Below are 23,264 nucleotides of genomic sequence, written 5' to 3'. Positions count from 1 at the left end.
ATGGTTAGCCTCTTGGGCATCTCTGGCTCCCCGCGAACGTGCCCATGACCGACCAAAGTGCCCCGGCCCTGAAAGAAATCTTCAACGCCGAACGCCTGCAACACATCGCCACCGAAATGAGCGCGGTGTACCCGGCGTTCGACGCCAAGGGTTTTCTCAAGCATGCCAAGGCCGGGCTGGCGGACCTGTCGGTGATGCAGCGCATGGCCCGGGTCAGCGAAAGCCTGCACGCCGTGATCCCGCTGGATTACCCACAGACCCTCAAGTTGCTGTATGCCCTGGCGCCCCGCCTGAACAGCGCCTTTGTCAGCCTGTTCCTGCCCCACTACGTTGCCAGCTACGGCGGCGAAGACTTCAAGCGCTCCATGGCCGCGCTCAAGTACTTCACCACGTTCGGCTCCGCCGAGTTTGCCGTGCGGCATTTTCTGCTGAGTGATTTCAAGCGCACCCTGGCGGTGATGCAAACGTGGTCGCTGGATGACAACGAACACGTGCGCCGCCTCGCCAGCGAAGGTTCGCGACCACGGCTGCCCTGGTCGTTTCGCCTGGCCGAAGTGCAGGCCGACCCGAACCTGTGCGCCTCAATCCTCGACAACCTCAAGGCCGACAGCAGCCTCTACGTGCGCAAGTCGGTGGCCAACCACCTCAACGACATCACCAAGGACCACCCCGATTGGGTGCTGGGTTTGATCGAAGGCTGGTCCCTGGATAATCCCCACACGGCGTGGATCGCCCGTCACGCGCTGCGCAGTTTGATCAAGCAAGGCGACACCCGGGCACTGACGATCATGGGTGCGGGGGCCAGGGCCGAGGTGAAGCTGCATCAGCTGAAAGTCGAGCCGGCGGTGATTAACCTGGGGGAGCGGATCAACCTGTCCTTCAGCTTGGAGTCCATAACCGACACGGCGCAAAAGCTGGTGGTGGACTACGCCATCGACTACGTGAAAAGCGCCGGTCACAGCGCGCCCAAGGTGTTCAAGCTCAAGGCGTTTACCCTGGGCGCCGGAGAGCATCACGCGGTGAGCCGTGGCCAGCATATCCGCGACATGACCACCCGCAAGCACTACCCCGGCAAGCATACGGTGCATGTGTTGGTGAATGGGGAGCGGTTGGGCAGTGCTGAATTTGAGTTGCGGGGCTGACGACGTTCACCGCAACCACACAGATCACATGTTCGAGCGGGCTTATGTGGGAGCGGGCTTGCTCGCGAAAGCGGTGGATCAGCTATACATGCATTGACTGACACACCGCCTTCGCGAGCAAGCCCGCTCCCACATTTTGAGCTGCGTTTATTCAGCGGGTTATCAGGCCCGCTCGTGATGCTCGGCGAGGTCGAGTCTCACCTTTTCCACCGACGGGCCACCCGACCCCGCGAGCGGGCGCTGATCTGAGCCACACCGCAAAAACCAATGTGGGAGCGGGCTTGCTCGCGAAGGCGGTGGATCAGCTATACATGCATTGACTGACACACCGCTTTCGCGAGCAAGCCCGTTCCCACATTTTGAGCTGCGTTTATTCAGTTAAGCCTCACCCAACAAAACCCCTTGCTCCCGCGCGCACAGCTCCACCACGTAATCCCACAACACCCGCAACCGCACCGACTTGTGCAGCTCGCGCCGGGAGCTGATCCAGTAGCTGCGCTGGATGCTCTCCCCCGGCAGCAGCGGCACCAGGTCCGGGTCGCTGGCGGCCATGAAGCACGGCAACACGGCAATCCCCAATCCCGAGCGCGCCGCCTGGTGCTGCGCGATCACGCTGGTGCTGTGGAACACCACCTTGGGGTTGCGGCAAAAGCTGCTGAGGAATTTCAGTTCCTGGCTGAACAGCAAGTCGTCGACGTAATCGATCCAGGCGTGGACCGCCAAGTCCTCGCGTTTTTCAATCGGCGGCGTGCGGTCCAGGTAGCTGCGGCTGGCGTAGAGCGCCAGGCGGTAGTCGGTGAGTTTGCGGGTCACCAGTTGGTCGACGCTGGGGCGTTCCAGGTGGATGCTGATTTCCGCTTCGCGGTTGAGGATGCTGACAAACCGTGGCACCGCCAGCAGTTCCACTTCCAGGCCCGGGTAGCGTTCGAACAAGCCGCCCATGCGACTGGCGAGGAACATCACACCCAGGCCCTCCGCCACACCCAGCCGGATCTTGCCCAGGGGCGCGGCGGAATGGGTCAGTTCTTCTTCCGCCAGCAGTGCCACGTTCTCCATGGCTTCGGCGTGTTTGAGCAGGGCTTCGCCGGACGGCGTGAGTTCGTAACCCTGGGCGTGCTGCACGAACAGCGCGGTGCCGAGGCTTTTCTCGATGGCCTCGATGTGCCGGGCCACGGTGGCGTGGGTGGTTTTCAGGCGTTGCGCCGCCGTGAGCAAGCGTCCGCTACGCTGTAACTCAAGAAAGAACCGCAGGTCATTCCAGTCGAACATGCCGCCTCCGCTTTCCACCGTAAAAGCATCGCTGTCTAAAAACGCACAGCAGCTGGGTAAAAACTAACATTTTTAAGACGAAAACTAACAACTAGGATGGAACCAATAAGAAAAACAAGCGAGGCCTCAGATGCCCATTGCAGCTGCTGAATACGATTACGTGGTAGTAGGCGCCGGCCCCGCAGGCTGCTTGCTGGCCAATCGACTGTCCGCCAACCCTGCCCATCGCGTGCTGCTGCTTGAAGCCGGCGGTCGCGATAACTATCCCTGGATCCATATTCCCGTCGGCTACCTGTTCTGCATCGGCAACCCGCGCACCGACTGGTGCTTCAAGACCGAAGCCCAGGAAGGCCTGCAAGGCCGTGCCCTGAGCTACCCGCGAGGCAAGGTGCTGGGCGGTTGCTCGTCAATCAACGGCATGATCTACATGCGCGGCCAGGCCCGGGATTACGACGGCTGGGCCGAAGACAATCCCGGCTGGGCCTGGAAAGACGTGCTGCCCCTGTTCAAGCAGAGCGAAAACCACTTTGCCGGCGCCTCGGCCTTTCACAGTGACGGCGGTGAATGGCGGGTTGAGCAACAGCGCCTGCACTGGCCGATCCTCGATGCGTTTCGCGACGCGGCGCAGCAGAGCGGTATCGACAGCATCAGCGACTTCAACCAGGGCGATAACGAAGGCTGCGGCTATTTCCAGGTCAATCAGAAATCCGGGGTGCGCTGGAATGCGGCCAAGGCGTTTCTCAAGCCGGTCCGTCAGCGACCCAACCTGACGGTGATGACCGAGGTTGAAGTTGACCGCGTGTTGCTGGAGAACGGTCGCGCAACGTCGGTGGTTGCTCGCCAGCATGGCCAAGCCGTCACGTGGCGGGCACGCAAGGAAATCATCCTGTGCGCCGGTTCCGTGGGTTCCCCCGGCATTCTGCAACGCTCCGGCATCGGCCCTTCCAGCGTGCTCAAGCCCTTGGGCATCGAGGTATTGCACGAATTGCCCGGCGTCGGCGGCAACCTGCAGGATCACCTGCAACTGCGCCTGATCTACAAACTGGAAAACGCCCGCACCCTGAACCAGATCGCCGGCACCGTGTGGGGCAAGATGGGCATGGGCCTGCGTTATCTGTACGACCGCAGCGGCCCGCTGTCCATGGCCCCCAGCCAACTGGGCGCGTTCGCCCGTTCCGGGCCCGAACAGACCTCGGCCAACCTTGAATACCACGTGCAGCCGCTGTCCCTGGAGCGCTTCGGCGAGCCCCTGCATGCATTCCCGGCGTTCACCGCCTCGGTGTGTGACCTGCGCCCGCAAAGCCGCGGCCGCATCGACATCCGTTCGGCCAACCCGGCAGACGCGCCGCTGATCCGCCCCAATTACCTCAGCCACCCGGAAGACCTGCGCGTCGCTGCCGACGCCATTCGCCTGACCCGGCGCATCGTCTCGGCCCCGGCCCTGAAACAGTTCAACCCGGTGGAATACCTGCCCGGCGCAGACCTGCAAACCGACGAACAGCTGCAGGAAGCCGCCGCCCGCATCGGCACCACCATCTTCCATCCGGTGGGCACCTGCCGCATGGGCAGCGACAAGGACGCGGTGGTCGACGCCCAACTGCGGGTACACGGCGTTCACGGCCTGCGCATCGCTGACGCGTCGGTCATGCCACGTATTACTTCAGGCAACACCTGCTCCCCCACGCTGATGATCGCGGAAAAAGCCGCGCAGCTTATCCTTTCGCCGAACACAAGGAGCCTTGCCCCGGAGAAAGAACTGACTCTACCGGCTTGACCTGTAGGAGCGAGCTTGCTCGCGAAGAACGCACAGGCACCGCGGACTACCTGATACCGCCGCGTCATCGTTGACGTTTTCGCGAGCACGCTCGCTCCTACAGTGGAATAGCGGCGCTGAACCTGGCGCCGACAGTGGAACAACAATAAATAATCACTGTGAGGGCTACCCAAATGTCAGAACACGCTCAACCCCTGGACCCGGCGCTCGGCGCACGCTCGAGCAACGACACCCAGAAGGTCATCTTCGCCTCCTCCCTCGGGACGGTGTTCGAATGGTATGACTTCTTCCTCTACGGCGCCCTCGCGGCGGTGATCAGCAAGCAGTTCTTTGCCGGGGTCAACGACACCACGGCGTTTATCTTCGCCCTGATGGCCTTCGCCGCCGGCTTTGTGGTGCGTCCGTTCGGTGCACTGGTGTTCGGTCGGCTGGGTGACATGATCGGGCGCAAGTACACCTTCCTCGCCACCATCATCCTGATGGGCCTGGCGACCTTCTGCGTCGGCCTGCTGCCGACCTATTCAAGCATCGGCATCGCCGCACCGATCATCCTCGTGGCGTTGCGCATGCTCCAGGGCCTGGCGCTGGGCGGCGAGTATGGCGGCGCAGCCACTTACGTGGCCGAGCACGCCCCGGCGGGCAAACGCGGCTTCCATACCAGCTGGATTCAATCCACCGCGACCCTCGGCCTGCTGCTGTCGTTGCTGGTGGTGCTGGCCTGCCGTTACTTCACCGGTGACCAGTTCGAAGTGTGGGGCTGGCGCCTGCCGTTCCTGCTGTCGATCGTGCTGCTGGGGATTTCCACCTGGATCCGCATGAGCCTGCACGAGTCGCCGGCGTTCCTGAAAATGAAAGAGGAAGGCAAGGCCAGCAAGTCGCCCATCCGCGAGTCCTTCGGCAAATGGGAAAACCTCAAGATCGTGCTGATTGCGCTGTTCAGCATCAATGCCGGGCAAGCGGTGACGTTCTATGCCGCGCAGTTTTATGTGCTGTTCTTCCTCACGCAGTTTTTGAAGATGGACCCGGCATTGGCCAACATGCTGCTGATCATCAGCGTGGTGATTGGCGCGCCGTTCTTTATCTTCTTCGGCTGGCTCTCGGACAAGCTGGGGCGCAAGCCGGTGTTGATGGTCGGCCTGCTGCTGGCCACCGCGTTGTACTTCCCGATCTTCAAGGGCCTGGCGCACTACACCAACCCGGCGATGGACAACGCCAGCCGCCAGGCGCCAATCACCGTACTGGCCGACCCGGCCACCTGCACCTTCCAGTTCGACCCGGTGGGCAAGGCGCGTTTTGACAGCCCGTGCGACAAGGTCAAGACCTTCCTGGTGAAACAGGGCCTGCCGTACGCAAGTGCGGCGGCCCCGGCCGGCAGTGCGGTACAGGTGAGCGTGGGTGATGTGCGTATCGATGGTTACGACGAAGCCGCCCTGAAAGGCGCGGTGACCCTGGCGGGCTATCCGCAGTCGGCTGACGTGGCGCAGGTCAACAAAACCATGGTGGTGGTACTGATCGTCGCACTGATCCTGATCGCCGCCATGTGCTACGGCCCGCTGGCGGCGCTGATGGTGGAACTGTTCCCGACGCGCATCCGCTACACCTCGCTGTCGCTGCCTTACCACATCGGTAACGGCTGGTTCGGCGGGTTCCTGCCAACGGTGTCGTTTGCGCTGGTGGTGTACACCGGGGATATCTTCTACGGCCTGTGGTACCCGGTGGTGATTACCGGGGTGAGCCTGATTGTGGGGCTGATTTGCCTGAAAGAGACCAAGAACGTGGATATCGACAAGAACTAAACGTCGACCCTGCCCACGCTGGAGGTCAGTGTAGGCAGGGCTTGTGTGGGAGCGGGCTTGCTCGCTCCCATATGGGGTTCAGTGCCAGCCACACATATTGCTGTATATCCATCCAGATAAAAGTTGCCCAATTCTCATTTATTGCCCATCCTGCTCCCCATTCAATTGCGTAGCGAATGTGGTGACCATGCGGCTGTTCCTCTGTGAAAAACCGTCCCAGGCCAAGGATATCGCCGCCGTGCTCGGCGCGACCCGGCGTGGCGAGGGTTGTTGGCTGGGTTCAGGCGTCACCGTGACGTGGTGCATCGGCCACCTGTTGGAAACCGCACCGCCCGACAGCTACGACGCCAAGTACAAGCGCTGGGTGCTGGCTGACCTGCCGATCATCCCCGAGAAGTGGAAGATGCTGGTCAAGCCCAAGACCGCCAGCCAGTTCAAGGCCGTCAAGCGCCTGCTGGGGGAAGCCCAGGAACTGGTGATCGCCACCGATGCCGACCGTGAGGGCGAGATGATCGCCCGGGAGCTGGTGGAGCATTGCCGTTACCGCGGCCCTATCCAGCGGCTGTGGCTCTCGGCACTCGACGACGCATCGATCCGCAAGGCCCTGGCCTCGCTGAAGCCCGGCGCAGAAACCTTCAGCCTCTACCACTCGGCCCTCGGCCGTTCCCGCGCCGACTGGCTGATCGGGATGAACATGAGCCGCCTGTTTACCCTGCTGGGCCGGCAATCCGGTTATCAGGGCGTGTTGCCGGTGGGCCGGGTGCAAACCCCGACCCTGCGCCTGGTGGTGGACCGGGACCGCAGCATTGCCGACTTCGTGCCCGTCGCCTACTGGGCCATTGATGTGGAGTTGCTCCACGACCACATCACCTTTACCGCGCAGTGGCGCGCGACCGACGATGCCTGTGACGATCAGGGCCGTTGCCTCAACCCGCAACTGGCCCGGGATGCAGCCGATGCCATGGGCAACGCCGCCAGCGCGCGGCTGGTCAAGCTGCGTACCGAACGCATGCGCGACGTGGCGCCCCTGCCCTTCGACCTCGGCACGCTGCAGGAAATCTGCTCGAAAAAACTCGGCCTCGGCGCCCAGGAAACCCTGGATGTTGCCCAGTCACTGTACGAAACCCACAAGGTCATCACTTACCCGCGCAGCGACTGCGGCTACCTGCCCCTCAGCCAGCACAGCGATGCGCCGAACATTCTCGCGGCGCTGGGCCGGGCCGACCCGGCGGTGAATGAACTGATGCCGCACATCGATCCGAAGCGCCGCTCCCGGGCCTGGAACGACGCCAAGGTCAGCGCGCACCACGGCATCATCCCTACCGGCGCCGGCAAGGAAGTGGGGCAACTGACCGGCAAGCACCGCGCCGTGTACACCCTGATTCGTGCGCGCTACCTCGCGCAGTTCCTGCCCAACCACGAGTACGACCGTACCCAGGCCGACTTCGACTGCGCCGGCGAGGCCTTGCGGGCGGTCGGCAAGGTCATCGTCGAACCCGGCTGGAAACGCGCGCTGCCGGAAGCCCTGGCGCCGGCCAAGGGCCGTGAAGCGCCTGCGCCGCAATCCTTGCCGACATTGGTTCAAGGCCAGGATTACGCCGTGGCCAAGGTCAACCTCAAGGACCTGTGGACCCAGCCGCCCAAACCCTTCACGGAAGGCGACCTGATCAAGGCGATGAAGAACGTCGCCAAGCTGGTGGAAGACCCGCTGCTCAAGCAAAAACTCAAGGACACCACCGGGATCGGCACCGAAGCCACCCGCGCCGGGATTATCCAGGGCCTGCTGGATCGCGGTTACCTGGTGAAAAACGGCAAGGCGCTGTCGGCCACCCCTGCTGCTTTCAGCTTGATCGATGCGGTGCCACGGGCAATCGCCGATCCCGGCACCACGGCTATCTGGGAACAAGCGCTGGACATGGTGCAAAGCGGCGAGATGAGCCTGGAAGAGTTCGTTGCCAAACAGGCGGCGTGGATGAGCAAGCAGGTGACCCGTTGCACCGGCATGCGCCTGACCATCAGCGGCCCGGCGAGCCCTCCGGGACGGGGTGCCACGCCCTGGAAAAACAAACGCAAACCGGCCAAGCGCAAGACCGCCGCCAGCCCGAAACGGGCGGCAAAACCGGCAAACAAGGGGTGAGAGGCACTAAAAGTCGCGACAATGACGTTTTTCGACCCGATATACGCCGCTTTGGACCTTGCCCTGCCGTGAGCCGTCTAGGATTCTGTAGGGACTGCTAACCTCCCAACAATAACAACACCGGAGTGGCCTCCATGAAAACCGTTGCCCAAGTGTTAAAGTCCAAAGACCAGCAAAACCAGCAAGTCCACACCATCCCCCACGACCATACGGTGTTCGAGGCACTTATCGTGATGGCGTCGAAAAACGTCGGGGCCTTGCCCGTGCTCCAGGACGGGAAGGTGGTGGGCATCATCAGTGAACGAGATTACGCCCGTAAGGTTATCCTCCATGGATTGTCTTCGGTGGCGACCAAAGCCCACGAGATCATGAACTCACCGGTGATCACCGTCGACACTCACCAAACCGTCGAGACCTGCATGAATATCATGACCGACCGGCATCTGCGGCACCTGCCGGTGGTAGAGAACGGCGAGCTTCTGGGCCTGCTGTCCATCGGTGACCTGGTCAAGGAAGCGATTGCCGAACAGGCCGACCTGATCAAACAGCTGGAGCAGTACATTCGCGGCGAATAATCATTGGGGAACCCATGCTCGATACCCAGCCACATCAGGTCGATGACCACCTCGACAGCCTGCACCGGGCCATGGCCGAACGGCGCTTTCTGGTGCTGACCGGTGCGGGTATCAGCACCTCCTCGGGCATTCCCGATTACCGCGACAGCGAAGGCGTGCGCCGGGGCAAGGCGCCGATGATGTACCAGGAGTTCCTCGCGACCCCGGAGGCGCGCCGCCGCTACTGGGCCCGGGCGATGCTCGGCTGGCCGAGGGTGCGTGTCGCGCAGCCGAACCCGGCGCATCTCGCCCTGGCCACCTTGCAGCAGCGCCAGCGCATTACCGGGCTGATCACACAGAACGTCGACACCCTGCACGACCAGGCGGGCAGCCACGGAGTGATCGAGCTCCACGGCAGCCTGCACCGGGTGCTGTGCCTGGATTGCCAGCAGACCAGCGAGCGCGACCTGATCCAGCGCCACATGGAAGCTGAGAATCCCTACCTCGCGGGTGTCGACGCGGTTCAGGCACCGGACGGTGACACCTTGCTCGACCCGGCCTTTGAAGAACGTTTCCAGGTGCCCCGCTGCCCCCATTGCGGCGGGCAACGGTTGAAGCCGGATGTGGTGTTTTTTGGCGAGAACGTCGCCCAGGGCACCGCCGCCAGGGCAATGACCGCCGTGGATGACGCGCAAGGATTGTTGGTGGTGGGATCGTCGCTGATGGCGTACTCGGCGTTTCGCCTGTGCAAGGCGATGGTTGAGCAGGGTAAGCCAGTGATTGCCATCAACCTGGGCAAGACCCGGGGCGATGAGTTGCTGCAGCTCAAGATTGAAGCGTCCTGCGAGCGCTTGTTGCCTCTTCTGGTAGAACGCCTGGGCTAACACGCCAACCCTCTGGTGAGAGGACTTGCCTGTGGTGAGGAGGCTTGTCTGTGGCGGGGGGGGGCTTGTCTGTGGCGGGGGGGCTTGTCTGTGGCGAGGGGGCTTGTCCCCCGTTGGAGTGCGCAGCGCTCCCGCTTTTCTTGGGGCCGCTGCGCAGCCCAACGGGGGACAAGCCCCCTCGCCACAGACAAGCCCCTCTCACCACAGACAAGCCCACTCATCACAGACAAGCCCACTCACAACAGCAGCTCCCTCACCACCAAAAAACCGCCAAACCCTTCGACCCACCCGCACAAAAAATGACGCCCAAGTCACGGTTTCCGGCTTCAGCCCTGCCCCGCAAGGATTTATGTAGTGCTCAAAAAAAATCACTACATAACCGTTGACGTAACCATTTTGTAATTGCATGATTCAAGCGTCTCCCGGATCGGGAGCGTTGGTAACACGCGTTTTGAACAAGCTCGTCTGACCGCCGAGCTGTTTTTTCCGGATGTGCACTGCCCACAAGGCAGATTGATGAAGCTGACCGGCCCGAAAGGATCGGTACAAGGAGCTCAAACGCTGCTTGTCTTCGTTATGAAACCATTGCGTAGCAGGTCATCAGCAAGACTACATGCATCAGGTTCAAGACCCTGCCCGTATTCGGCAGACAGTCGCTGACGCCCGGTTTTCTGAGCCGGAGACAACTAAGTAGTTTTAACGGATCAACTAAAGATCGCCAACTGGTCAAGGGGCTTACACATGAATCTGAACAACCAACCAACGATCGATGAATTGGCTGAGATGTTCGCAGCGCAGAAAGACACGCTCGACGACCATATCCTCTGGATTGGTAAATCGGGCCAGGTCCATATTGACTGCCTGGCGCCCCACACCCTGGAAGAAGAGTTCGACAGGAATAACCGTGAACTGGCAGCGCGCCTGAAGATGTACCGCCGCGGCCAGGGTTATGTCGGCAAGAAAGCCGCCGCCGATCGCAACTTTATCGAGCAGGTCTTTCATACGCTGAATACCGAGTGGCAGAACCTCAAAGGCCATTCGCAGATTAAAGTAATCGACAGATACTGCTGATAACGACGCACTTATCACTTAAGCCTGCTCGCTTAAACGAGCAGGCTTTTTTATTGCCGATGGTTATTGCAACAAGGCCGGAAAACGCCCCTTCCCCGCTTCATCACAAAAGATATCAAACATGGCCTGGGCCGCTGCCGAAAGTTCGTGCCCCGGCTTGGTCAACACGCCAATCGGCCGTTCAATCAACGGATCCCTCAAGGTGATGCAGTGGGCGCCCGCTTCCTGCATTTGCCGCGCGCACAACGCCGGCACCGCGCTTACGCCCAGGCCACTGGCGACCATCTTGCCCACCGTTGCCAGTTGATGACTCTCCAGCGCCACGGGCAGTTTCATGTCCAGCGCCTTCAGGTGTTCTTCCAGCATCACCCGTACTGTCGACGGGCGTTGCAAGGTGATGAAAGGCTGTTCCAGCAGGGTGTGCCAGTCGATATCAGACCGTCGCGCCAACGGCGAGTCACCCGGCACCACCGCCACAAAGCGGTCCACATACAGCGGCGTGAACACCAGCGATGAGCTTTCCGACGGCTCAAACGCCACCCCCAACTCCACCTGCCGATCCCGGACCATCTCCAGCACCTGCTCATTGATCACGTCATTCACCGTGACATTCACCTGGGGATAGCGCGCCCGGAAAATCTTCAGGATCGGCGGCAGCAAATTGCCGGCGAACGACGGCATGGCCGCCACCGTGACCCGCCCGCGCTGCAAGGTGAAACGCTGGCGCAATTCATCCTCGGCGTTATCCCAATCGGCAATCAGGCGCCGGGCCAGGGGCAGCAGGGATTCGCCTTCGGGGGTCAACGCAACATTGCGCGTATTGCGGCTGAACAAGCGCCCGCCCAGGCCTTCCTCCAGGCCTTTGATGGTCAGGCTCAGCGCCGATTGGGAAAGATGCAGGCGCTCACACGCCGCCGCAAAACTGAGGGTCTGGGCCACGGCAAGAAAGGCGCGCATCTGTTTAACTGTCATGAAGCTTCTCCCAACGGCTGGCGACTGTGCTGTTTTTTAAATCAATCAACCTTAAAAAACAACTTAACAAATCAATCCGTCGGCGCAACACTCGGTTCATAGGGCTGACCCACAAACAATAAAAGAGGTGCATATGGCAGGTTTTGATAAACGCGTAGCGTCCTACGAAGATGCGCTGGCAGGCCTGGAAGATGGCATGACGGTTCTGGCCGGTGGTTTTGGCTTGTGCGGCATCCCGGAAAACCTCATCGCCGAAATCAAGCGCAAAGGCACCCGCAACCTGACCGTAGTCTCCAACAACTGCGGCGTCGATGGCTTCGGCCTGGGCCTGCTGCTGGAAGGCAAGCAGATCAGTAAAGTCTTCGCGTCCTACGTCGGTGAAAACGCGCTGTTCGAGAAGCAACTGCTCAGCGGCGAAATCGAAGTGGTCCTGACACCCCAAGGCACCCTCGCCGAAAAACTGCGGGCAGGCGGTGCCGGCATTCCGGCCTTCTTCACCGCCACCGGCGTCGGCACCCCAGTGGCCGAAGGCAAGGAAACCCGCGAATTCAACGGCCGCCCGTACCTGATGGAAGAATCCATCACCGGCGACTTCGCCATCGTCAAAGGCTGGAAAGCCGACCACTTCGGCAACGTGATCTACCGCCACACCGCCCAGAACTTCAACCCGCTGGCCGCCACCGCCGGCAGGATCACCGTGGTCGAAGTCGAAGAAATCGTTGAACCGGGCGAGCTGGACCCGGCGCATATCCATACCCCAGGGATCTACGTCGACCGGATCATTTGCGGCACCTTCGAGAAGCGCATCGAACAGCGCACCCTCCGCAAATAACCCACCAGCCCAAATAATAAGGAGACAACCAATGGCTCTTACCCGCGAACAAATGGCTCAACGCGTCGCCCGCGAAATGCAGGACGGTTTCTACGTCAACCTCGGCATCGGCATCCCGACCCTGGTGGCCAACTACATCCCCGAAGGCATGGAAGTGATGCTGCAATCGGAAAACGGCTTGCTGGGCATGGGCCCCTTCCCGACCGAAGAAACCATCGACGCCGACATGATCAACGCCGGCAAACAGACCGTCACCGCGCGCATTGGCGCATCGATCTTCTCCTCGGCCGAGTCCTTCGCGATGATTCGCGGCGGCCACGTCGACCTGACCGTGCTCGGCGCCTTCGAAGTCGACGTGCAGGGCAACATCGCCTCGTGGATGATCCCCGGCAAACTGGTCAAGGGCATGGGCGGCGCCATGGACCTGGTGGCCGGTGCCGAGAACATCATCGTGATCATGACCCATGCCTCCAAGGACGGTGAATCCAAACTGCTGAGCCACTGCAGCCTGCCGCTGACCGGCGCGAACTGCATCAAGCGGGTGCTGACGGACCTGGCCTACCTGGAAATCGAAAATGGCGCTTTTGTCCTCAAGGAACGCGCACCTGGCGTCAGTGTTGAAGAGATCGTCAGCAAGACCGCCGGTAAACTGATCGTCCCGGACCACGTTCCAGAAATGCACTTCCAGTGAGGACAGATTCCATGCAAGACGTCGTGATTGTTGCTGCCACCCGCACCGCCGTGGGCAGCTTCCAAGGTTCGCTGGCGAGCATCCCGGCCCCGGAGTTGGGGGCTGCGGTAATCCGTCGCCTGCTGGAGCAAACCGGCATCGACCCCGCGCTGGTGGACGAAGTGATCCTGGGCCAGGTGCTCACCGCAGGCAGCGGCCAGAACCCGGCCCGCCAGGCGTCGATCCTCGCCGGCCTGCCCCACGCCGTACCGGCCCTGACCCTGAACAAGGTCTGCGGCTCGGGCCTCAAGGCCCTGCACCTCGGCGCGCAAGCGATCCGTTGCGGTGACGCCGAGGTGATCATCGCCGGCGGCATGGAGAACATGAGCCTGGCGCCGTACGTGTTGCCGGCCGCTCGCACCGGCCTGCGCATGGGCCACGCCAAGATGCTCGACAGCATGATCACCGACGGCCTGTGGGATGCGTTCAACGACTACCACATGGGCATCACCGCGGAGAACCTGGTGGACAAGTACGGCATCAGCCGCGAAGCCCAGGACGCCTTCGCCGCCGCCTCCCAGCAAAAAGCCTCGGCGGCCATTGAAGCCGGGCGTTTTGCCGACGAGATCACGCCGATCCTGATTCCCCAGCGCAAAGGTGACCCGATCGCCTTCGCGGTGGACGAACAACCCCGCGCCGGCACCACTGCCGAGTCACTGGCCAAGCTGAAACCCGCCTTCAAAAAAGACGGCAGCGTCACCGCTGGCAATGCGTCCAGCCTCAACGACGGTGCAGCGGCCGTGCTGCTGATGAGTGCGGATAAAGCCAAGGCCCTCGGCCTCCCGGTACTGGCGCGCATAGCCAGCTACGCCAACGCCGGCGTGGACCCGGCGATCATGGGCATCGGCCCGGTATCGGCCACCCGCCGCTGCCTGGACAAAGCCGGCTGGAGCCTGGGCGACCTGGACCTGATCGAAGCCAACGAAGCCTTCGCCGCGCAGTCACTGGCCGTGGGCAAAGAGCTGGAATGGGATGCCGCGAAGGTCAACGTCAACGGCGGCGCGATTGCCATCGGCCACCCGATTGGCGCATCAGGCTGCCGCGTGCTGGTGACCCTGCTGCATGAAATGATCAAGCGTGATGCCAAAAAAGGCCTGGCCACCCTGTGCATCGGTGGCGGTCAGGGTGTAGCGCTGGCGCTTGAGCGCAGCTGATGTTCAAGAGCAACATGGATCAGGCCCGGCTGTGGCGAGGGGGCTTGCCCCCCGTTGAGCTGCGTAGCAGCCCCACTACATTGACCTCGGTGGTTCAGGTAGCACTTCATCGCGGGGTTTAGGGGCCGCTGCGCGGCCCAACGGCGTACAAGCCCCCTCGCCACAGGACTGCGATCGGTCAGTCCCGCACCTGGGGCACCGCGAACACCGCATTCGCCCGCACCACCACCTTCTCTCCCACCTGCAGGCTGACCGTGGCAAACGCCATCTGCCGACCGCGCTTGTGATGTTCCAGACGCACCTCGATCCATTCGCCCACCTGCACGGCACCCAGGTAATCCAGGGTCATGCTCGCGGTAATCAATGGCAACGGTGGCTCGCTGGAAAATGCCATGGCGTAACCCATGCCCACATCCGCCAGGGTGGCCAACACGCCACCATGCACGGTGCCACGCCCGTTGGCGTGGCGGTTGTCGGCGCGCAGGCCGATCTCCAGTTGCAGCCCCTCGCCCCGGCAGTAAACCGGCCCCAGCAAATCCAGGAGTGGGCTGCTGCGAGGCAGCGCGATAAAACCTTCGGGGACTGGGTGGCTGCTCATGACCGGACCTTCCTTGTGATAAAGGTGTGGTGTAGCCCAGCCACTTCCCGGCGACCATCAATATCAGCCAGGCAAATCCCGAGTAATAAGTCATCGCGCGTCCACTCACCTTAATCAGGCATCTACAAACAGCACCTGGCCGGTGATGAAACCGTCGACCGACCGTTCAAATGCCTTGCCCACCAGGCTGCCTGGCACCGGCTGGAAACCCGGCATCATTTCGCCGTAGACGTCCCATGCCTCTTCAAGCACGGTCGGGTTGACCACGTTGATCCGGATGCCACGAGGCAATTCATTGGCCACGCACTTCACAAACGTATCGATCGCCCCGCTGGTGGTGGCATCCGCGATCGCGTAAGGAATCGGCTTGACATTGAGAATGCCGGAAATCAGGGTAAATGAGCCGCCGTCGGCAATGAACTCAGCACCGATCTTGACGAGGTTGATCTGCCCCACCAATTTGCTGGAAATAGTGGTCGCCCACTGCTCTGCCGTCATCTCCATAAAGGGCGCGTATTCACAGAAACCCACCGTGTTGACGACGGCATCGAATGCACCCACGGTTTTAAACAATTGGGTAATGGAGTGCGGGTCCGTGATATCCACTTTGTGGTCACACCCCTCTCCGGAGCGACTGGCGGTAATCACCCGATGTTTACCCAAACCCGTCAGCGCAGCCTTGCCCATCTTGCCTTGCGCGCCAATAACAATGATCGTTTTCATAATGCACCTTGATAAAATTGAAAGGTCGTTGCGACCGTTGGCATTCTAAAAAAGGGCGCATACAATAAAAAACAATATCTCTTTGTAAGCGATACAAGCAATTATGGTAGACCGAATAGAAATCAAGCACATGCGGATCTTCATGCACCTGATGCGTGAAAAAAACGCCTCCAAGGTCGGCGCGCAGGTGGGCTTGTCGCAACAGGCGGTCAGTGAGTACCTGAAGAAACTGCGGGACGAATTCAACGATGTGCTGTTTGTGAGGAACAGCAACGGGCTGACCCCTACCGACTTCGCCTTCGAACTGGCCTTGAAGTTCGAACGCATCCTGGGTGAAGTGGACAGCCTGAACGACGGCAGCGCTTATGATTTGCAGACCCTCGAACGGGAATACACGATCATTGCCAACGAGCATGCCCAGCAAGCCCTCATTCCAGCGTTAGTCTCCAACGTGCTCGCGGCCGCACCTCGTGTCAGTTTCAAGATCCTGGATTTCGCCCCGGAACACTACAAGGACATGTTGTTATCCGGTGAGGCCGACCTGGTTATCGGCTTTAAGGAGTTTATTGACCAGGGGCTGAACAACGTTCACCTGAAGCAGGATCACTACGCGTGCGCCGTCAACAATCGCTCCACGCTTATCCAGCAAATCCACTGCCTGGACGACTTGAAGAAGTTCCCTCACGTGGCGGTCAGCAACAGGAAAGACCAACTCAACGACACCGTGGAGACCTTCCTGAAACAACACGCCATTTCGAGAAACATCATCGCGATCCTGCCTTGCTATACCTCGTTGCAAAGCTTCCTTGAGGCCAATGATGTGATTGCCTTCTTGCCCTCCGCCCTCGCGGCGGGCGCCAACCTCACGCTGCTGGACTTTGATGAGAAGCCCCAGAGCTTTGACATCATTGCCGCCTGGCACGGGCGCTCATCCCACAATCAGTTTCACAAGTGGATGATTGAAACCCTGGTGAATCTGCGCACCTAACGCTTCATGCAGCGCTGATAACGTTCGTCCACGCGCTTGGCGAACCAGGCCGTGGTCAGGTTGCGGGTGATCTTCGGGCTTTTCAGCACGATGCCCGGCAGGATCGCCCGCGGCAACGGTTGGCCGGCCGTCTTGTCGGCCAGGGCGAATACCCGCTGGTAGAGGGTGGTGTCTTCAAAATCCAGACGCTCGCCCTGCTCCAGTTGGCTGCGGATCGTCGGGTTGCGCATGTCCAGCGCCTTGCCCAGGGAGCGCACCGCCAGCTCGGTGGTGCCGGGCAGGAACGAGCCGTAGTTGATCAGGTCACCGTCCAGCGCCAGCGTGGTCCCCGAGACTCGGCTAACGGCGGCCTGGAACGCCGCATTGCGGCTGGCGTACCAGCCGGCATTGAAATCGGCGAAGCGGTACAGCATCTGGTCGTAATGCACCGGGTAGCCCAGCAGATGGGTGATGCCAAAGTACATGCCGCCACGACGGGTGAAGACTTCCCGGCGGATGCTGCCATCCACCGTGTAGGGATAATCCCGGGCTTGCTGCTGCGCAAACTCAATGCTGACCTGCATGGGGCCTGCGGTGTGCACCGGGTTGAAGCCGCCAAACAAGGTATTGCCCAAGGGCACGACGCTGATGAAGTCGTCAAAGATCCCGCTCAGATCCTTCTCGGTACGCGCCGCACTCAAACGCTCGGCGTAGGACTTGCCCGTGGGCGAGCGCAGTTGCAGCGCCGTACGCACCAGCACCGCCGGCACATGGACTTTGCCGGCGCGCCGCAGGATTTCATCCTGGGCGATCTTGCCCATGTTCGGCACTGGCGGGTCGACCTGATAGGTGGACTCCTGCTCGGTCACGGCCAGCACGGCGCAGATGTTTTCGGTGCCGGGGTAGATTTTTTGCGTGTTGAAGGCGGTGTAGATGTCCTGGGCCCAGCCGTTGCGGTCCGGCACGCTGGCCGGCATCAGGCGCACGATCTGCGCCTTCACCTCGGCTTCACTGCGCTCAGGCAGTGGCTGGGTGCGCTGGCTGGAGCAGCCGGCCAGCACCAGCAAGGTGGCGAGGCACAGAATCAGGCGATGTGAATGCATGGGGCGTCCTTGGGTGTCGATGGGCCAGTCATGGCAGATATCGACCGGTAAGTCTAACCGGGGTTCGCCGACCTGCCTGCAGGACGCCATCGAGCATCACCTAGCACACCTGCAAAGAAATAAAACCTGTCAACTCTTACAGTTGTGCGCGGTTTTGTTTCAAGTTTAACTGATCCCCGGGCGATGTTTGCCCCTTGCTCAGCTTCACACCTGCGCGCAAAAAAACGCGTCGACTTCAGGTGACCGAAAAGTCCATAGAGGTTGCAGAACGTATGTTCAGGCCTGGCGACCGCTGACCGATCTTCACGCGCGTGAAAGAGGGATTGTTCATGTCAGTCGAATGCTATGACGAGTGGGCGGGACCGCTTCAGGGATACACCGCCGCCGATCACTTATATGGCGCTGACGGGCCGTGGCCTAAAGTTAACACCTTGGTCCGTGAGTTACCCGCCATGACCAAAAGAGTCCCCAAGGCACATACCGAGGACTTCCGTGTCAATGTGGTGGCCCACTACCTGAAAACCCTGAAGTCCGGACGCGTCAAAATCATCTTGAAGATGCTTGCCGGTGATTACAGGCTGCGACCGGTATCCGACGTATTGTTTTCGGGACAACTGTTTTACGGCACGCTCAGCAAACTGTTGACGCCGGTCAGTGCAGAAGACGTTGCCGAGTTCCCCGACCTGCTGAATCCCGAAGCGTTGTTTGATAGCGAAGGCGAACCCACGTATTTAAAAATCGACACATTGAGCATGCAACGCCTGGACCCTCTACACGGCATTTATTCTGCACCCAGCCTGACATTATTCAGGCGTGATGGCAGCGATTCAGGCACCGCCCTGGCGATAAAAATCAATGGGCTGGTATTAACGCCAGAGGACAAAAACGCTTGGGAGCTTGCCAAGTATTTTGTACTGCAAGGCGCACTCTGCCTGATCACCCTGGTGACTCACCCACGGCTGCATTTCCCGATGGACGCCATCAGCGCCATCAGCTTAACGGCACTGCCCCGCCAGCATGTGCTGTTTAAACTATTGGCCCCTCATACAAGAATCCAACTGGCAATTAATCAGGCGGTATCCTTACAGACTTACTCGGTGGCTCATAACAATCAATTCCTGCCCTATACACCCTACCCTGGATGGGGAAATGTCCCGATCATCGAAGAGGGTCGCGGATGGACAGGGCTTATGACCGATGCCTTTTCCGGAATCGAAGGTAACCGCAGTTATCCGGCCTATTCATTTCCGTTAGTCCCAGAAAAAATATGGTCAGACTTTGACACCTTCGTCAGGGGTTATTACGACGTCATATTTGATTTTGTCAGTGCCGTCGTTCGCCACGTCGACCTGGATGACCCTGTTGTCATTTACTGGAGTAATGCCATTGCCGCGTGGGTGACTGGATTTCCGGCACACGAGCGCATACGGGAGGGCGATACATTCGCCAGGGCAATCAGCTATTTCATTTGGGATGTGACCGTTGCACATTCGGCAGATCACGGAGCCATGGGGCATTACCAGCAGAATATCTTTCCCTTGCGACTTCGCGCCCCTGCCCCGGCCAGTAAAACCCTGCCACCGGTAAACAGAAGGAAGCTGGTGACATTCGGCGACACGCTACGTAACCGCCTGTGTTTTAAGATGTACTTTGGCCCCCCTCAAGGCAATGAGTACTTATATGACACGTGGTACGACTTTGGCGTACCCGAGTTGGATGACATCAATCAAACGTTCTGGCGCGACCTCAAGCGCTTTGACGAGGGGATTACCTGTCGCCGCTTTATAAACCTCAAGGATATCGCGCGTAGTATTAACTTCTGAACGCTATAACCAAGGGCTTGTAGACGTCGGTGACGGTCTCGACATCGACCGCCACCCTTGGGCCTGACGTTATTCAGATCCCGGCCAGCGCCAGGTCCATCGCAAAGTAGGTAAAGATCAAATCCGCACCGGCGCGCTTGATCGAACCCAGGGTTTCCCGCACCACGCGGGCTTCATCGATGGCGCCCGCCTGGGCACCGAACTTGATCATCGCGTACTCGCCGCTCACCTGGTACGCCGCCACCGGCAAGCGCGAGGCTTCGCGGATGTCGCGGATGATGTCCAGGTACGCGCCCGCCGGCTTGACCATCAGCGCATCCGCGCCTTCCTGTTCATCCAGCAACGATTCACGCACGGCTTCGCGGCGGTTCATCGGGTTCATCTGGTAGCTCTTGCGGTCGCCCTTCAGCGCGCTGCCACCGGCTTCGCGGAACGGGCCGTAGAGGGCCGAAGCGAATTTGGTGGAATAGGCCATGATCGGAATATGGCTGAAGCCCGCTTCATCCAGCGCCCGGCGAATGGCCTGGACCTGCCCGTCCATCGCAGCGGACGGCGCGATCACATCGGCACCGGCGCGGGCGGCGGCCACGGCTTGCTTGCCGAGGTTGACCAGGGTGCGGTCGTTGTCGACCTCGGCGCCGTGCATCACGCCGCAATGGCCGTGGTCGGTGTATTCGCAAAAACAGGTGTCCGACATCACGATCATTTCCGGCACCGCGCCCTTGATGATCGAGGACATGCGCGACACCAGGCCACGTTCTTGCCAGGTGTCACTGCCCGAGGCGTCCAGGTGGTGGGACACGCCGAAGGTCATCACCGACTTGATCCCGGCACGGGCGTAACGCTCGATCTCGCCGGCCAGCTTCGACTCGGGAATGCGCTGCACCCCGGGCATGCTGGTGATCGGCACGAAGTCGTCGATGTCTTCTTCAACAAAGATCGGCAGCACCAGGTCATTGAGGGTGAATTCGGTTTCCTGGAACAGGCCACGCAACTCCGGGGAGCGGCGCAGGCGGCGTGGACGGGCTTCGGGGAACTGGCTGGACATTGATGCTCCTGAAAAAGGCAGGCCAAAAATCGTTGGGGCGAAAGCTTATGCCTCGTGCACCGCAGAGCACAAACGCCAAGTGCGGAACAGTTTATTGCAGGCCCGGTAACAATGGCATTGATCTAGAGCTGCAGCCGGCCCTCAATGCAAACGGCCACCGCGCCGCCGATCCAGATTTCCTCGCCGCTCTGCTCGACACGAATTCGCCCGGCACGGCCCATGGCGGTGCCCTGGCTCACCACATAGCGGCTCGGCGCCAGGCCTTCACCCAGCAACCACTGGGCAACGCCGGCGTTCAGGCTGCCGGTGGCCGGGTCCTCCGGCGCACCGTCCCCCGCGATAAAGGCACGCACTTCAAAGTGCGCTTCATCACCGTCCCGCTCCGGGTTCCACGGCGCGATCACGCCCACGGCCAAACCCTGCAACTGCGAATAATCCGGACGCAGCGCCAGCACCTGTTCCCGATCCGCCAGCATCACCGCCAGCCAACCCGCTCCGTTGTCCACCCACTGGCTGCGCACAATCGCCCCCGGCGCCAGGGCCAACGCCTGCCGTACGCGCTCGATCAACTCGGGCTCCAGCGGGCCGGACCGCAACAGCGGTGGCGCAATAAACGCCAGTTCCTCGCCCTGGCGGCGGATGCGCACCAGGCCGATTTCACATTCCTGGATAATCTCCTCGCCAGCGGGCTGGCCACCGGCCTGCAACCAGGCATGGCAACTGCCCAGGGTCGGATGGCCGGCAAACGGCAACTCCTGCAGGGTGGTGAAGATCCTTACGCGATAGTCCGCCCGTGGATCACGCGGTTTGAGCAAGAAGGTGGTTTCGCTGAGGTTGGTCCACTTGGCGAAGTCCGCCATTTGCTGGTCGCTCAGGCTGTCGGCGCCCAACACCACGGCCAGCGGGTTGCCCTTGAGGGCCACGTGGCTGAAGACGTCGAGCTGTTTGAAGTCGAAGGAAGGCATGCTGCTCCTCATTTAGGGATATTCAAGCCACGGATGACGGCCGGCCGGGCGACGAACCCGTCCAGTGCCCGTAGCACGTTCGGAAAGTCGGTAATGCCCACCAGGTCGCCGGACTCATAGAAGCCAATCAGGTTGCGCACCCACGGAAAGGTCGCGATGTCGGCAATGCTGTATTCGTCGCCCATGATCCAGGTGCGGCCCAGCAGGCGTTTTTCCAGCACCTCCAGCAGGCGCCGCGACTCGGCGACATAGCGGTCGCGGGGGCGTTTATCCTCGTAGGCGGCACCGGCGAATTTGTTGAAGAAGCCCACCTGGCCGAACATCGGCCCGATACCGGCCATCTGGAACATCAGCCACTGGATCGTCTCGTAGCGCATGGCCGGGTCTTCGGGCAGCAGTTCGCCACTCTTCTCGGCGAGGTAAATCAGGATCGCGCCCGACTCGAACAGCCCCAGCGCCTGGCCGCCCGGGCCGTTAGGGTCGATGATCGCCGGGATCTTGTTGTTGGGGTTCAGCGACAGGAACTCAGCCGAGAGCTGGTCCTGGGTGTCGAAGCTGACCTTGTGCGCCTCGTAAGGCAGCCCCAGCTCCTCGAGCATGATCGACACCTTGACCCCGTTGGGCGTCGGCAACGAATACAGCTGCAGGCGCTCGGGGTGCCGTGCCGGCCATTTGGCAGTAATGGGGAAGTCTGAAAGTGAGTTCATCGCATGACTCCTGACAAAACCCTGATAGTAGTGCCTCGATGCCTGTCCTGCATCCGTCTTAAATCCGCAACATCCGCCGGTTAATCTCCTGCAAACGGCAAGGATGCCGCCCCATTCCCCCGTAAAACGAACCAAAGTGCCCTGGCGCACTCTTAAGTGCGCCCCCAAGGAAGCCACGCTCACGACACGGAACACCACGCGACGCCACTCAGGTCGCTGTGCCGGGCTTGTCCGCCTTAACCCGCTGCACGAAGACTCGAGCCTCAATGACTATCAAGCCTCTGTGCCTTGCGAAACGCCTTAAACGCTACTCCTACGTCCTGCTGCCGGTATTACTGGTCGGCGCCGCCATCGGCCTTACCCTGGAATCCCGGATCAGCCGCGCCCAACAGGTCGACGGCGTGCAAACCCTGGTGTTCCTGCGCCACGGGGAAAAACCTGCCGGCGGCCTCGGCCAGCTCAACTGCCAGGGCCTGAACCGCGCGATGAACCTGGCCACCGTGCTGCCGGAAAAGTTCGGCAAGGCCAACTTTGTCTTCGCCGCCAACCCGACCCGCAATGTCGAAGAGGGTGAGAAAGACAACTCCTACAGCTACATCCGCCCACTGATGACCATCAGCCCCAGCGCCATCAAGCTCGGCTTGCCGGTAAACATCAAGTTCTCGGCCAATGACACCAGCGCCCTCGCCGACGAACTGGTGGAAGACAAGTACCACAACGCGGTCATCTACACCGCCTGGTCCCACGGCTACCTGCCGGAGCTGATCAACAAGGTGGCGAGTGAAGCGGTGGGCGAAAAGCACGTGATTACCGACGATTGGTCCGGCAGCGATTTCGACACCTTGTATGTGCTGACATTGACCTGGCACAACGGCAAGGCCACGCTGCTCAGCCGCAATTACAAGCAAGGTCTGGATAACGGCCAGCAGACCTGCCCGGAGGCGACTCAGGTGAGTGCCGATATCTGACCGCCACAGGGTCTTCGGGGCCGCTCGTCTTCAGCGTATGATGCTGC

General features: G+C 60.9%; 22 protein-coding genes. 13 read left to right on the top strand and 9 right to left on the bottom strand.

Translation table 11 applies throughout. The features are described from left to right. Nucleotides 1-44 precede the first annotated feature (44 nt). A complete protein-coding gene (locus tag HX855_RS01315; RefSeq protein ID WP_177089597.1) occupies nt 45-1,142 on the top strand; it encodes a DNA alkylation repair protein in 1,098 nt (365 codons plus the stop codon). A 378-nt stretch (nt 1,143-1,520) separates the two neighbouring features. On the opposite strand, the gene HX855_RS01310 is transcribed toward HX855_RS01315, so the two are convergent. After that, on the bottom strand, nt 1,521-2,411 hold the full coding sequence (locus HX855_RS01310) for a LysR family transcriptional regulator (RefSeq protein ID WP_177089598.1): 891 nt from the start codon (nt 2,409-2,411) through the stop codon (nt 1,521-1,523). A 130-nt stretch (nt 2,412-2,541) separates the two neighbouring features. On the opposite strand from HX855_RS01310, the gene HX855_RS01305 reads away from it, so the two are divergent. The 5 genes from HX855_RS01305 (at nt 2,542) to HX855_RS01285 (ending at nt 9,556) form a co-directional block, all read left to right on the top strand. Further along, the gene (locus HX855_RS01305) at nt 2,542-4,185 is read left to right on the top strand and encodes a GMC family oxidoreductase (RefSeq protein ID WP_177089599.1); all 1,644 of its coding nucleotides are present in this window, start codon (nt 2,542-2,544) and stop codon (nt 4,183-4,185) included. A gap of 173 nt (nt 4,186-4,358) precedes the next feature. Beyond that, the gene (locus HX855_RS01300) at nt 4,359-5,981 is read left to right on the top strand and encodes an MFS transporter (RefSeq protein ID WP_177089600.1); all 1,623 of its coding nucleotides are present in this window, start codon (nt 4,359-4,361) and stop codon (nt 5,979-5,981) included. A 187-nt stretch (nt 5,982-6,168) separates the two neighbouring features. Then, nucleotides 6,169-8,118, top strand: a complete 1,950-nt coding sequence (locus HX855_RS01295; protein WP_177089601.1) for a DNA topoisomerase III — start codon at nt 6,169-6,171, stop codon at nt 8,116-8,118. 134 nt (nt 8,119-8,252) lie between these two features. Further along, nucleotides 8,253-8,693: a CBS domain-containing protein gene (locus HX855_RS01290; protein ID WP_177042548.1), complete on the top strand. Its 441-nt coding sequence runs from the start codon at nt 8,253-8,255 to the stop codon at nt 8,691-8,693. Nucleotides 8,694-8,707: 14 nt separating this feature from the next. After that, entirely contained in the window at nt 8,708-9,556 is an 849-nt protein-coding gene (locus HX855_RS01285) for an NAD-dependent protein deacetylase (protein WP_177089602.1), read from the top strand. A gap of 198 nt (nt 9,557-9,754) precedes the next feature. Here HX855_RS01285 and HX855_RS01280 read toward each other — a convergent pair whose 3' ends face one another. Then, entirely contained in the window at nt 9,755-9,964 is a 210-nt protein-coding gene (locus tag HX855_RS01280) for a hypothetical protein (protein WP_177089603.1), read from the bottom strand. Between the two features lie 333 nt (nt 9,965-10,297). Here HX855_RS01280 and HX855_RS01275 point away from each other — a divergent pair, with 333 nt between their 5' ends. Beyond that, the gene (locus HX855_RS01275) at nt 10,298-10,627 is read left to right on the top strand and encodes a hypothetical protein (protein ID WP_177089604.1); all 330 of its coding nucleotides are present in this window, start codon (nt 10,298-10,300) and stop codon (nt 10,625-10,627) included. Between the two features lie 63 nt (nt 10,628-10,690). Here the strand turns inward: HX855_RS01275 and HX855_RS01270 are convergent, their stop codons facing one another. Beyond that, nucleotides 10,691-11,599 carry a LysR family transcriptional regulator gene (locus HX855_RS01270; protein WP_177089605.1) on the bottom strand — a complete coding sequence of 303 codons (909 nt, stop codon included), beginning with the start codon at nt 11,597-11,599 and terminating at the stop codon, nt 10,691-10,693. A gap of 133 nt (nt 11,600-11,732) precedes the next feature. Between HX855_RS01270 and HX855_RS01265 the strand changes: the two genes are divergently transcribed. From HX855_RS01265 to HX855_RS01255, 3 genes are read left to right on the top strand one after another with little or no spacing between them, the layout of a single operon-like run. Further along, nucleotides 11,733-12,431 carry a CoA transferase subunit A gene (locus tag HX855_RS01265; protein WP_177089606.1) on the top strand — a complete coding sequence of 233 codons (699 nt, stop codon included), beginning with the start codon at nt 11,733-11,735 and terminating at the stop codon, nt 12,429-12,431. Between the two features lie 31 nt (nt 12,432-12,462). After that, on the top strand, nt 12,463-13,122 hold the full coding sequence (locus tag HX855_RS01260) for a CoA transferase subunit B (RefSeq protein WP_177089607.1): 660 nt from the start codon (nt 12,463-12,465) through the stop codon (nt 13,120-13,122). Between the two features lie 11 nt (nt 13,123-13,133). Next, complete coding sequence (locus HX855_RS01255) at nt 13,134-14,315, top strand: acetyl-CoA C-acetyltransferase (RefSeq protein WP_177089608.1); 1,182 nt, start codon at nt 13,134-13,136, stop codon at nt 14,313-14,315. A gap of 178 nt (nt 14,316-14,493) precedes the next feature. Here HX855_RS01255 and HX855_RS01250 read toward each other — a convergent pair whose 3' ends face one another. Further along, on the bottom strand, nt 14,494-14,913 hold the full coding sequence (locus HX855_RS01250; RefSeq protein WP_177089609.1) for a PaaI family thioesterase: 420 nt from the start codon (nt 14,911-14,913) through the stop codon (nt 14,494-14,496). A 114-nt stretch (nt 14,914-15,027) separates the two neighbouring features. Next, on the bottom strand, nt 15,028-15,636 hold the full coding sequence (locus tag HX855_RS01245) for a short chain dehydrogenase (protein WP_177089610.1): 609 nt from the start codon (nt 15,634-15,636) through the stop codon (nt 15,028-15,030). Between the two features lie 130 nt (nt 15,637-15,766). Between HX855_RS01245 and HX855_RS01240 the strand changes: the two genes are divergently transcribed. After that, nucleotides 15,767-16,624: a LysR family transcriptional regulator gene (locus HX855_RS01240; RefSeq protein WP_177089611.1), complete on the top strand. Its 858-nt coding sequence runs from the start codon at nt 15,767-15,769 to the stop codon at nt 16,622-16,624. On the opposite strand, the gene HX855_RS01235 is transcribed toward HX855_RS01240, so the two are convergent. Next, on the bottom strand, nt 16,621-17,706 hold the full coding sequence (locus HX855_RS01235) for a DUF1615 domain-containing protein (protein ID WP_177089612.1): 1,086 nt from the start codon (nt 17,704-17,706) through the stop codon (nt 16,621-16,623). The two genes, HX855_RS01240 and HX855_RS01235, sit on opposite strands and share 4 nt — an antisense overlap. Before the next feature lie 329 nt (nt 17,707-18,035). Between HX855_RS01235 and HX855_RS01230 the strand changes: the two genes are divergently transcribed. Next, nucleotides 18,036-19,529 carry a hypothetical protein gene (locus HX855_RS01230; RefSeq protein WP_177089613.1) on the top strand — a complete coding sequence of 498 codons (1,494 nt, stop codon included), beginning with the start codon at nt 18,036-18,038 and terminating at the stop codon, nt 19,527-19,529. A 73-nt stretch (nt 19,530-19,602) separates the two neighbouring features. Here the strand turns inward: HX855_RS01230 and hemB are convergent, their stop codons facing one another. The 3 genes from hemB to HX855_RS01215 form a co-directional block, all read right to left on the bottom strand. Then, nucleotides 19,603-20,577, bottom strand: coding sequence for a porphobilinogen synthase (gene hemB / locus HX855_RS01225; protein WP_177089614.1), 975 nt, complete (start codon nt 20,575-20,577; stop codon nt 19,603-19,605). 122 nt (nt 20,578-20,699) lie between these two features. After that, complete coding sequence (locus tag HX855_RS01220; RefSeq protein WP_177089615.1) at nt 20,700-21,542, bottom strand: PhzF family phenazine biosynthesis protein; 843 nt, start codon at nt 21,540-21,542, stop codon at nt 20,700-20,702. Between the two features lie 8 nt (nt 21,543-21,550). Then, the gene (locus HX855_RS01215; protein WP_177089616.1) at nt 21,551-22,249 is read right to left on the bottom strand and encodes a glutathione S-transferase N-terminal domain-containing protein; all 699 of its coding nucleotides are present in this window, start codon (nt 22,247-22,249) and stop codon (nt 21,551-21,553) included. A gap of 266 nt (nt 22,250-22,515) precedes the next feature. Between HX855_RS01215 and HX855_RS01210 the strand changes: the two genes are divergently transcribed. Further along, entirely contained in the window at nt 22,516-23,217 is a 702-nt protein-coding gene (locus HX855_RS01210; protein ID WP_177089617.1) for a histidine phosphatase family protein, read from the top strand. The last annotated feature ends 47 nt before the right edge of the window (nt 23,218-23,264 follow it).

The sequence above is a fragment of the Pseudomonas sp. IPO3778 genome (assembly GCF_013386825.1).
Taxonomy (GTDB): domain Bacteria; phylum Pseudomonadota; class Gammaproteobacteria; order Pseudomonadales; family Pseudomonadaceae; genus Aquipseudomonas.
The sequence above is the reverse complement of the archived record's forward strand: the minus strand, read 5'-3'. Positions and strand labels throughout refer to the sequence as shown.

Excerpts from the sequence above, each read along its gene's own strand:
- HX855_RS01315 (WP_177089597.1), top strand. The coding sequence starts at position 45 with ATGACCGACCAAAGTGCCCCGGCCCTGAAAGAAATCTTCAACGCCGAA.
- HX855_RS01310 (WP_177089598.1), bottom strand. The coding sequence starts at position 2,411 with ATGTTCGACTGGAATGACCTGCGGTTCTTTCTTGAGTTACAGCGTAGC.
- HX855_RS01305 (WP_177089599.1), top strand. The coding sequence starts at position 2,542 with ATGCCCATTGCAGCTGCTGAATACGATTACGTGGTAGTAGGCGCCGGC.
- HX855_RS01300 (WP_177089600.1), top strand. The coding sequence starts at position 4,359 with ATGTCAGAACACGCTCAACCCCTGGACCCGGCGCTCGGCGCACGCTCG.
- HX855_RS01295 (WP_177089601.1), top strand. The coding sequence starts at position 6,169 with ATGCGGCTGTTCCTCTGTGAAAAACCGTCCCAGGCCAAGGATATCGCC.
- HX855_RS01290 (WP_177042548.1), top strand. The coding sequence starts at position 8,253 with ATGAAAACCGTTGCCCAAGTGTTAAAGTCCAAAGACCAGCAAAACCAG.
- HX855_RS01285 (WP_177089602.1), top strand. The coding sequence starts at position 8,708 with ATGCTCGATACCCAGCCACATCAGGTCGATGACCACCTCGACAGCCTG.
- HX855_RS01280 (WP_177089603.1), bottom strand. The coding sequence starts at position 9,964 with ATGCAATTACAAAATGGTTACGTCAACGGTTATGTAGTGATTTTTTTT.
- HX855_RS01275 (WP_177089604.1), top strand. The coding sequence starts at position 10,298 with ATGAATCTGAACAACCAACCAACGATCGATGAATTGGCTGAGATGTTC.
- HX855_RS01270 (WP_177089605.1), bottom strand. The coding sequence starts at position 11,599 with ATGACAGTTAAACAGATGCGCGCCTTTCTTGCCGTGGCCCAGACCCTC.
- HX855_RS01265 (WP_177089606.1), top strand. The coding sequence starts at position 11,733 with ATGGCAGGTTTTGATAAACGCGTAGCGTCCTACGAAGATGCGCTGGCA.
- HX855_RS01260 (WP_177089607.1), top strand. The coding sequence starts at position 12,463 with ATGGCTCTTACCCGCGAACAAATGGCTCAACGCGTCGCCCGCGAAATG.
- HX855_RS01255 (WP_177089608.1), top strand. The coding sequence starts at position 13,134 with ATGCAAGACGTCGTGATTGTTGCTGCCACCCGCACCGCCGTGGGCAGC.
- HX855_RS01250 (WP_177089609.1), bottom strand. The coding sequence starts at position 14,913 with ATGAGCAGCCACCCAGTCCCCGAAGGTTTTATCGCGCTGCCTCGCAGC.
- HX855_RS01245 (WP_177089610.1), bottom strand. The coding sequence starts at position 15,636 with ATGAAAACGATCATTGTTATTGGCGCGCAAGGCAAGATGGGCAAGGCT.
- HX855_RS01240 (WP_177089611.1), top strand. The coding sequence starts at position 15,767 with ATGCGGATCTTCATGCACCTGATGCGTGAAAAAAACGCCTCCAAGGTC.
- HX855_RS01235 (WP_177089612.1), bottom strand. The coding sequence starts at position 17,706 with ATGCATTCACATCGCCTGATTCTGTGCCTCGCCACCTTGCTGGTGCTG.
- HX855_RS01230 (WP_177089613.1), top strand. The coding sequence starts at position 18,036 with ATGTCAGTCGAATGCTATGACGAGTGGGCGGGACCGCTTCAGGGATAC.
- hemB (WP_177089614.1), bottom strand. The coding sequence starts at position 20,577 with ATGTCCAGCCAGTTCCCCGAAGCCCGTCCACGCCGCCTGCGCCGCTCC.
- HX855_RS01220 (WP_177089615.1), bottom strand. The coding sequence starts at position 21,542 with ATGCCTTCCTTCGACTTCAAACAGCTCGACGTCTTCAGCCACGTGGCC.
- HX855_RS01215 (WP_177089616.1), bottom strand. The coding sequence starts at position 22,249 with ATGAACTCACTTTCAGACTTCCCCATTACTGCCAAATGGCCGGCACGG.
- HX855_RS01210 (WP_177089617.1), top strand. The coding sequence starts at position 22,516 with ATGACTATCAAGCCTCTGTGCCTTGCGAAACGCCTTAAACGCTACTCC.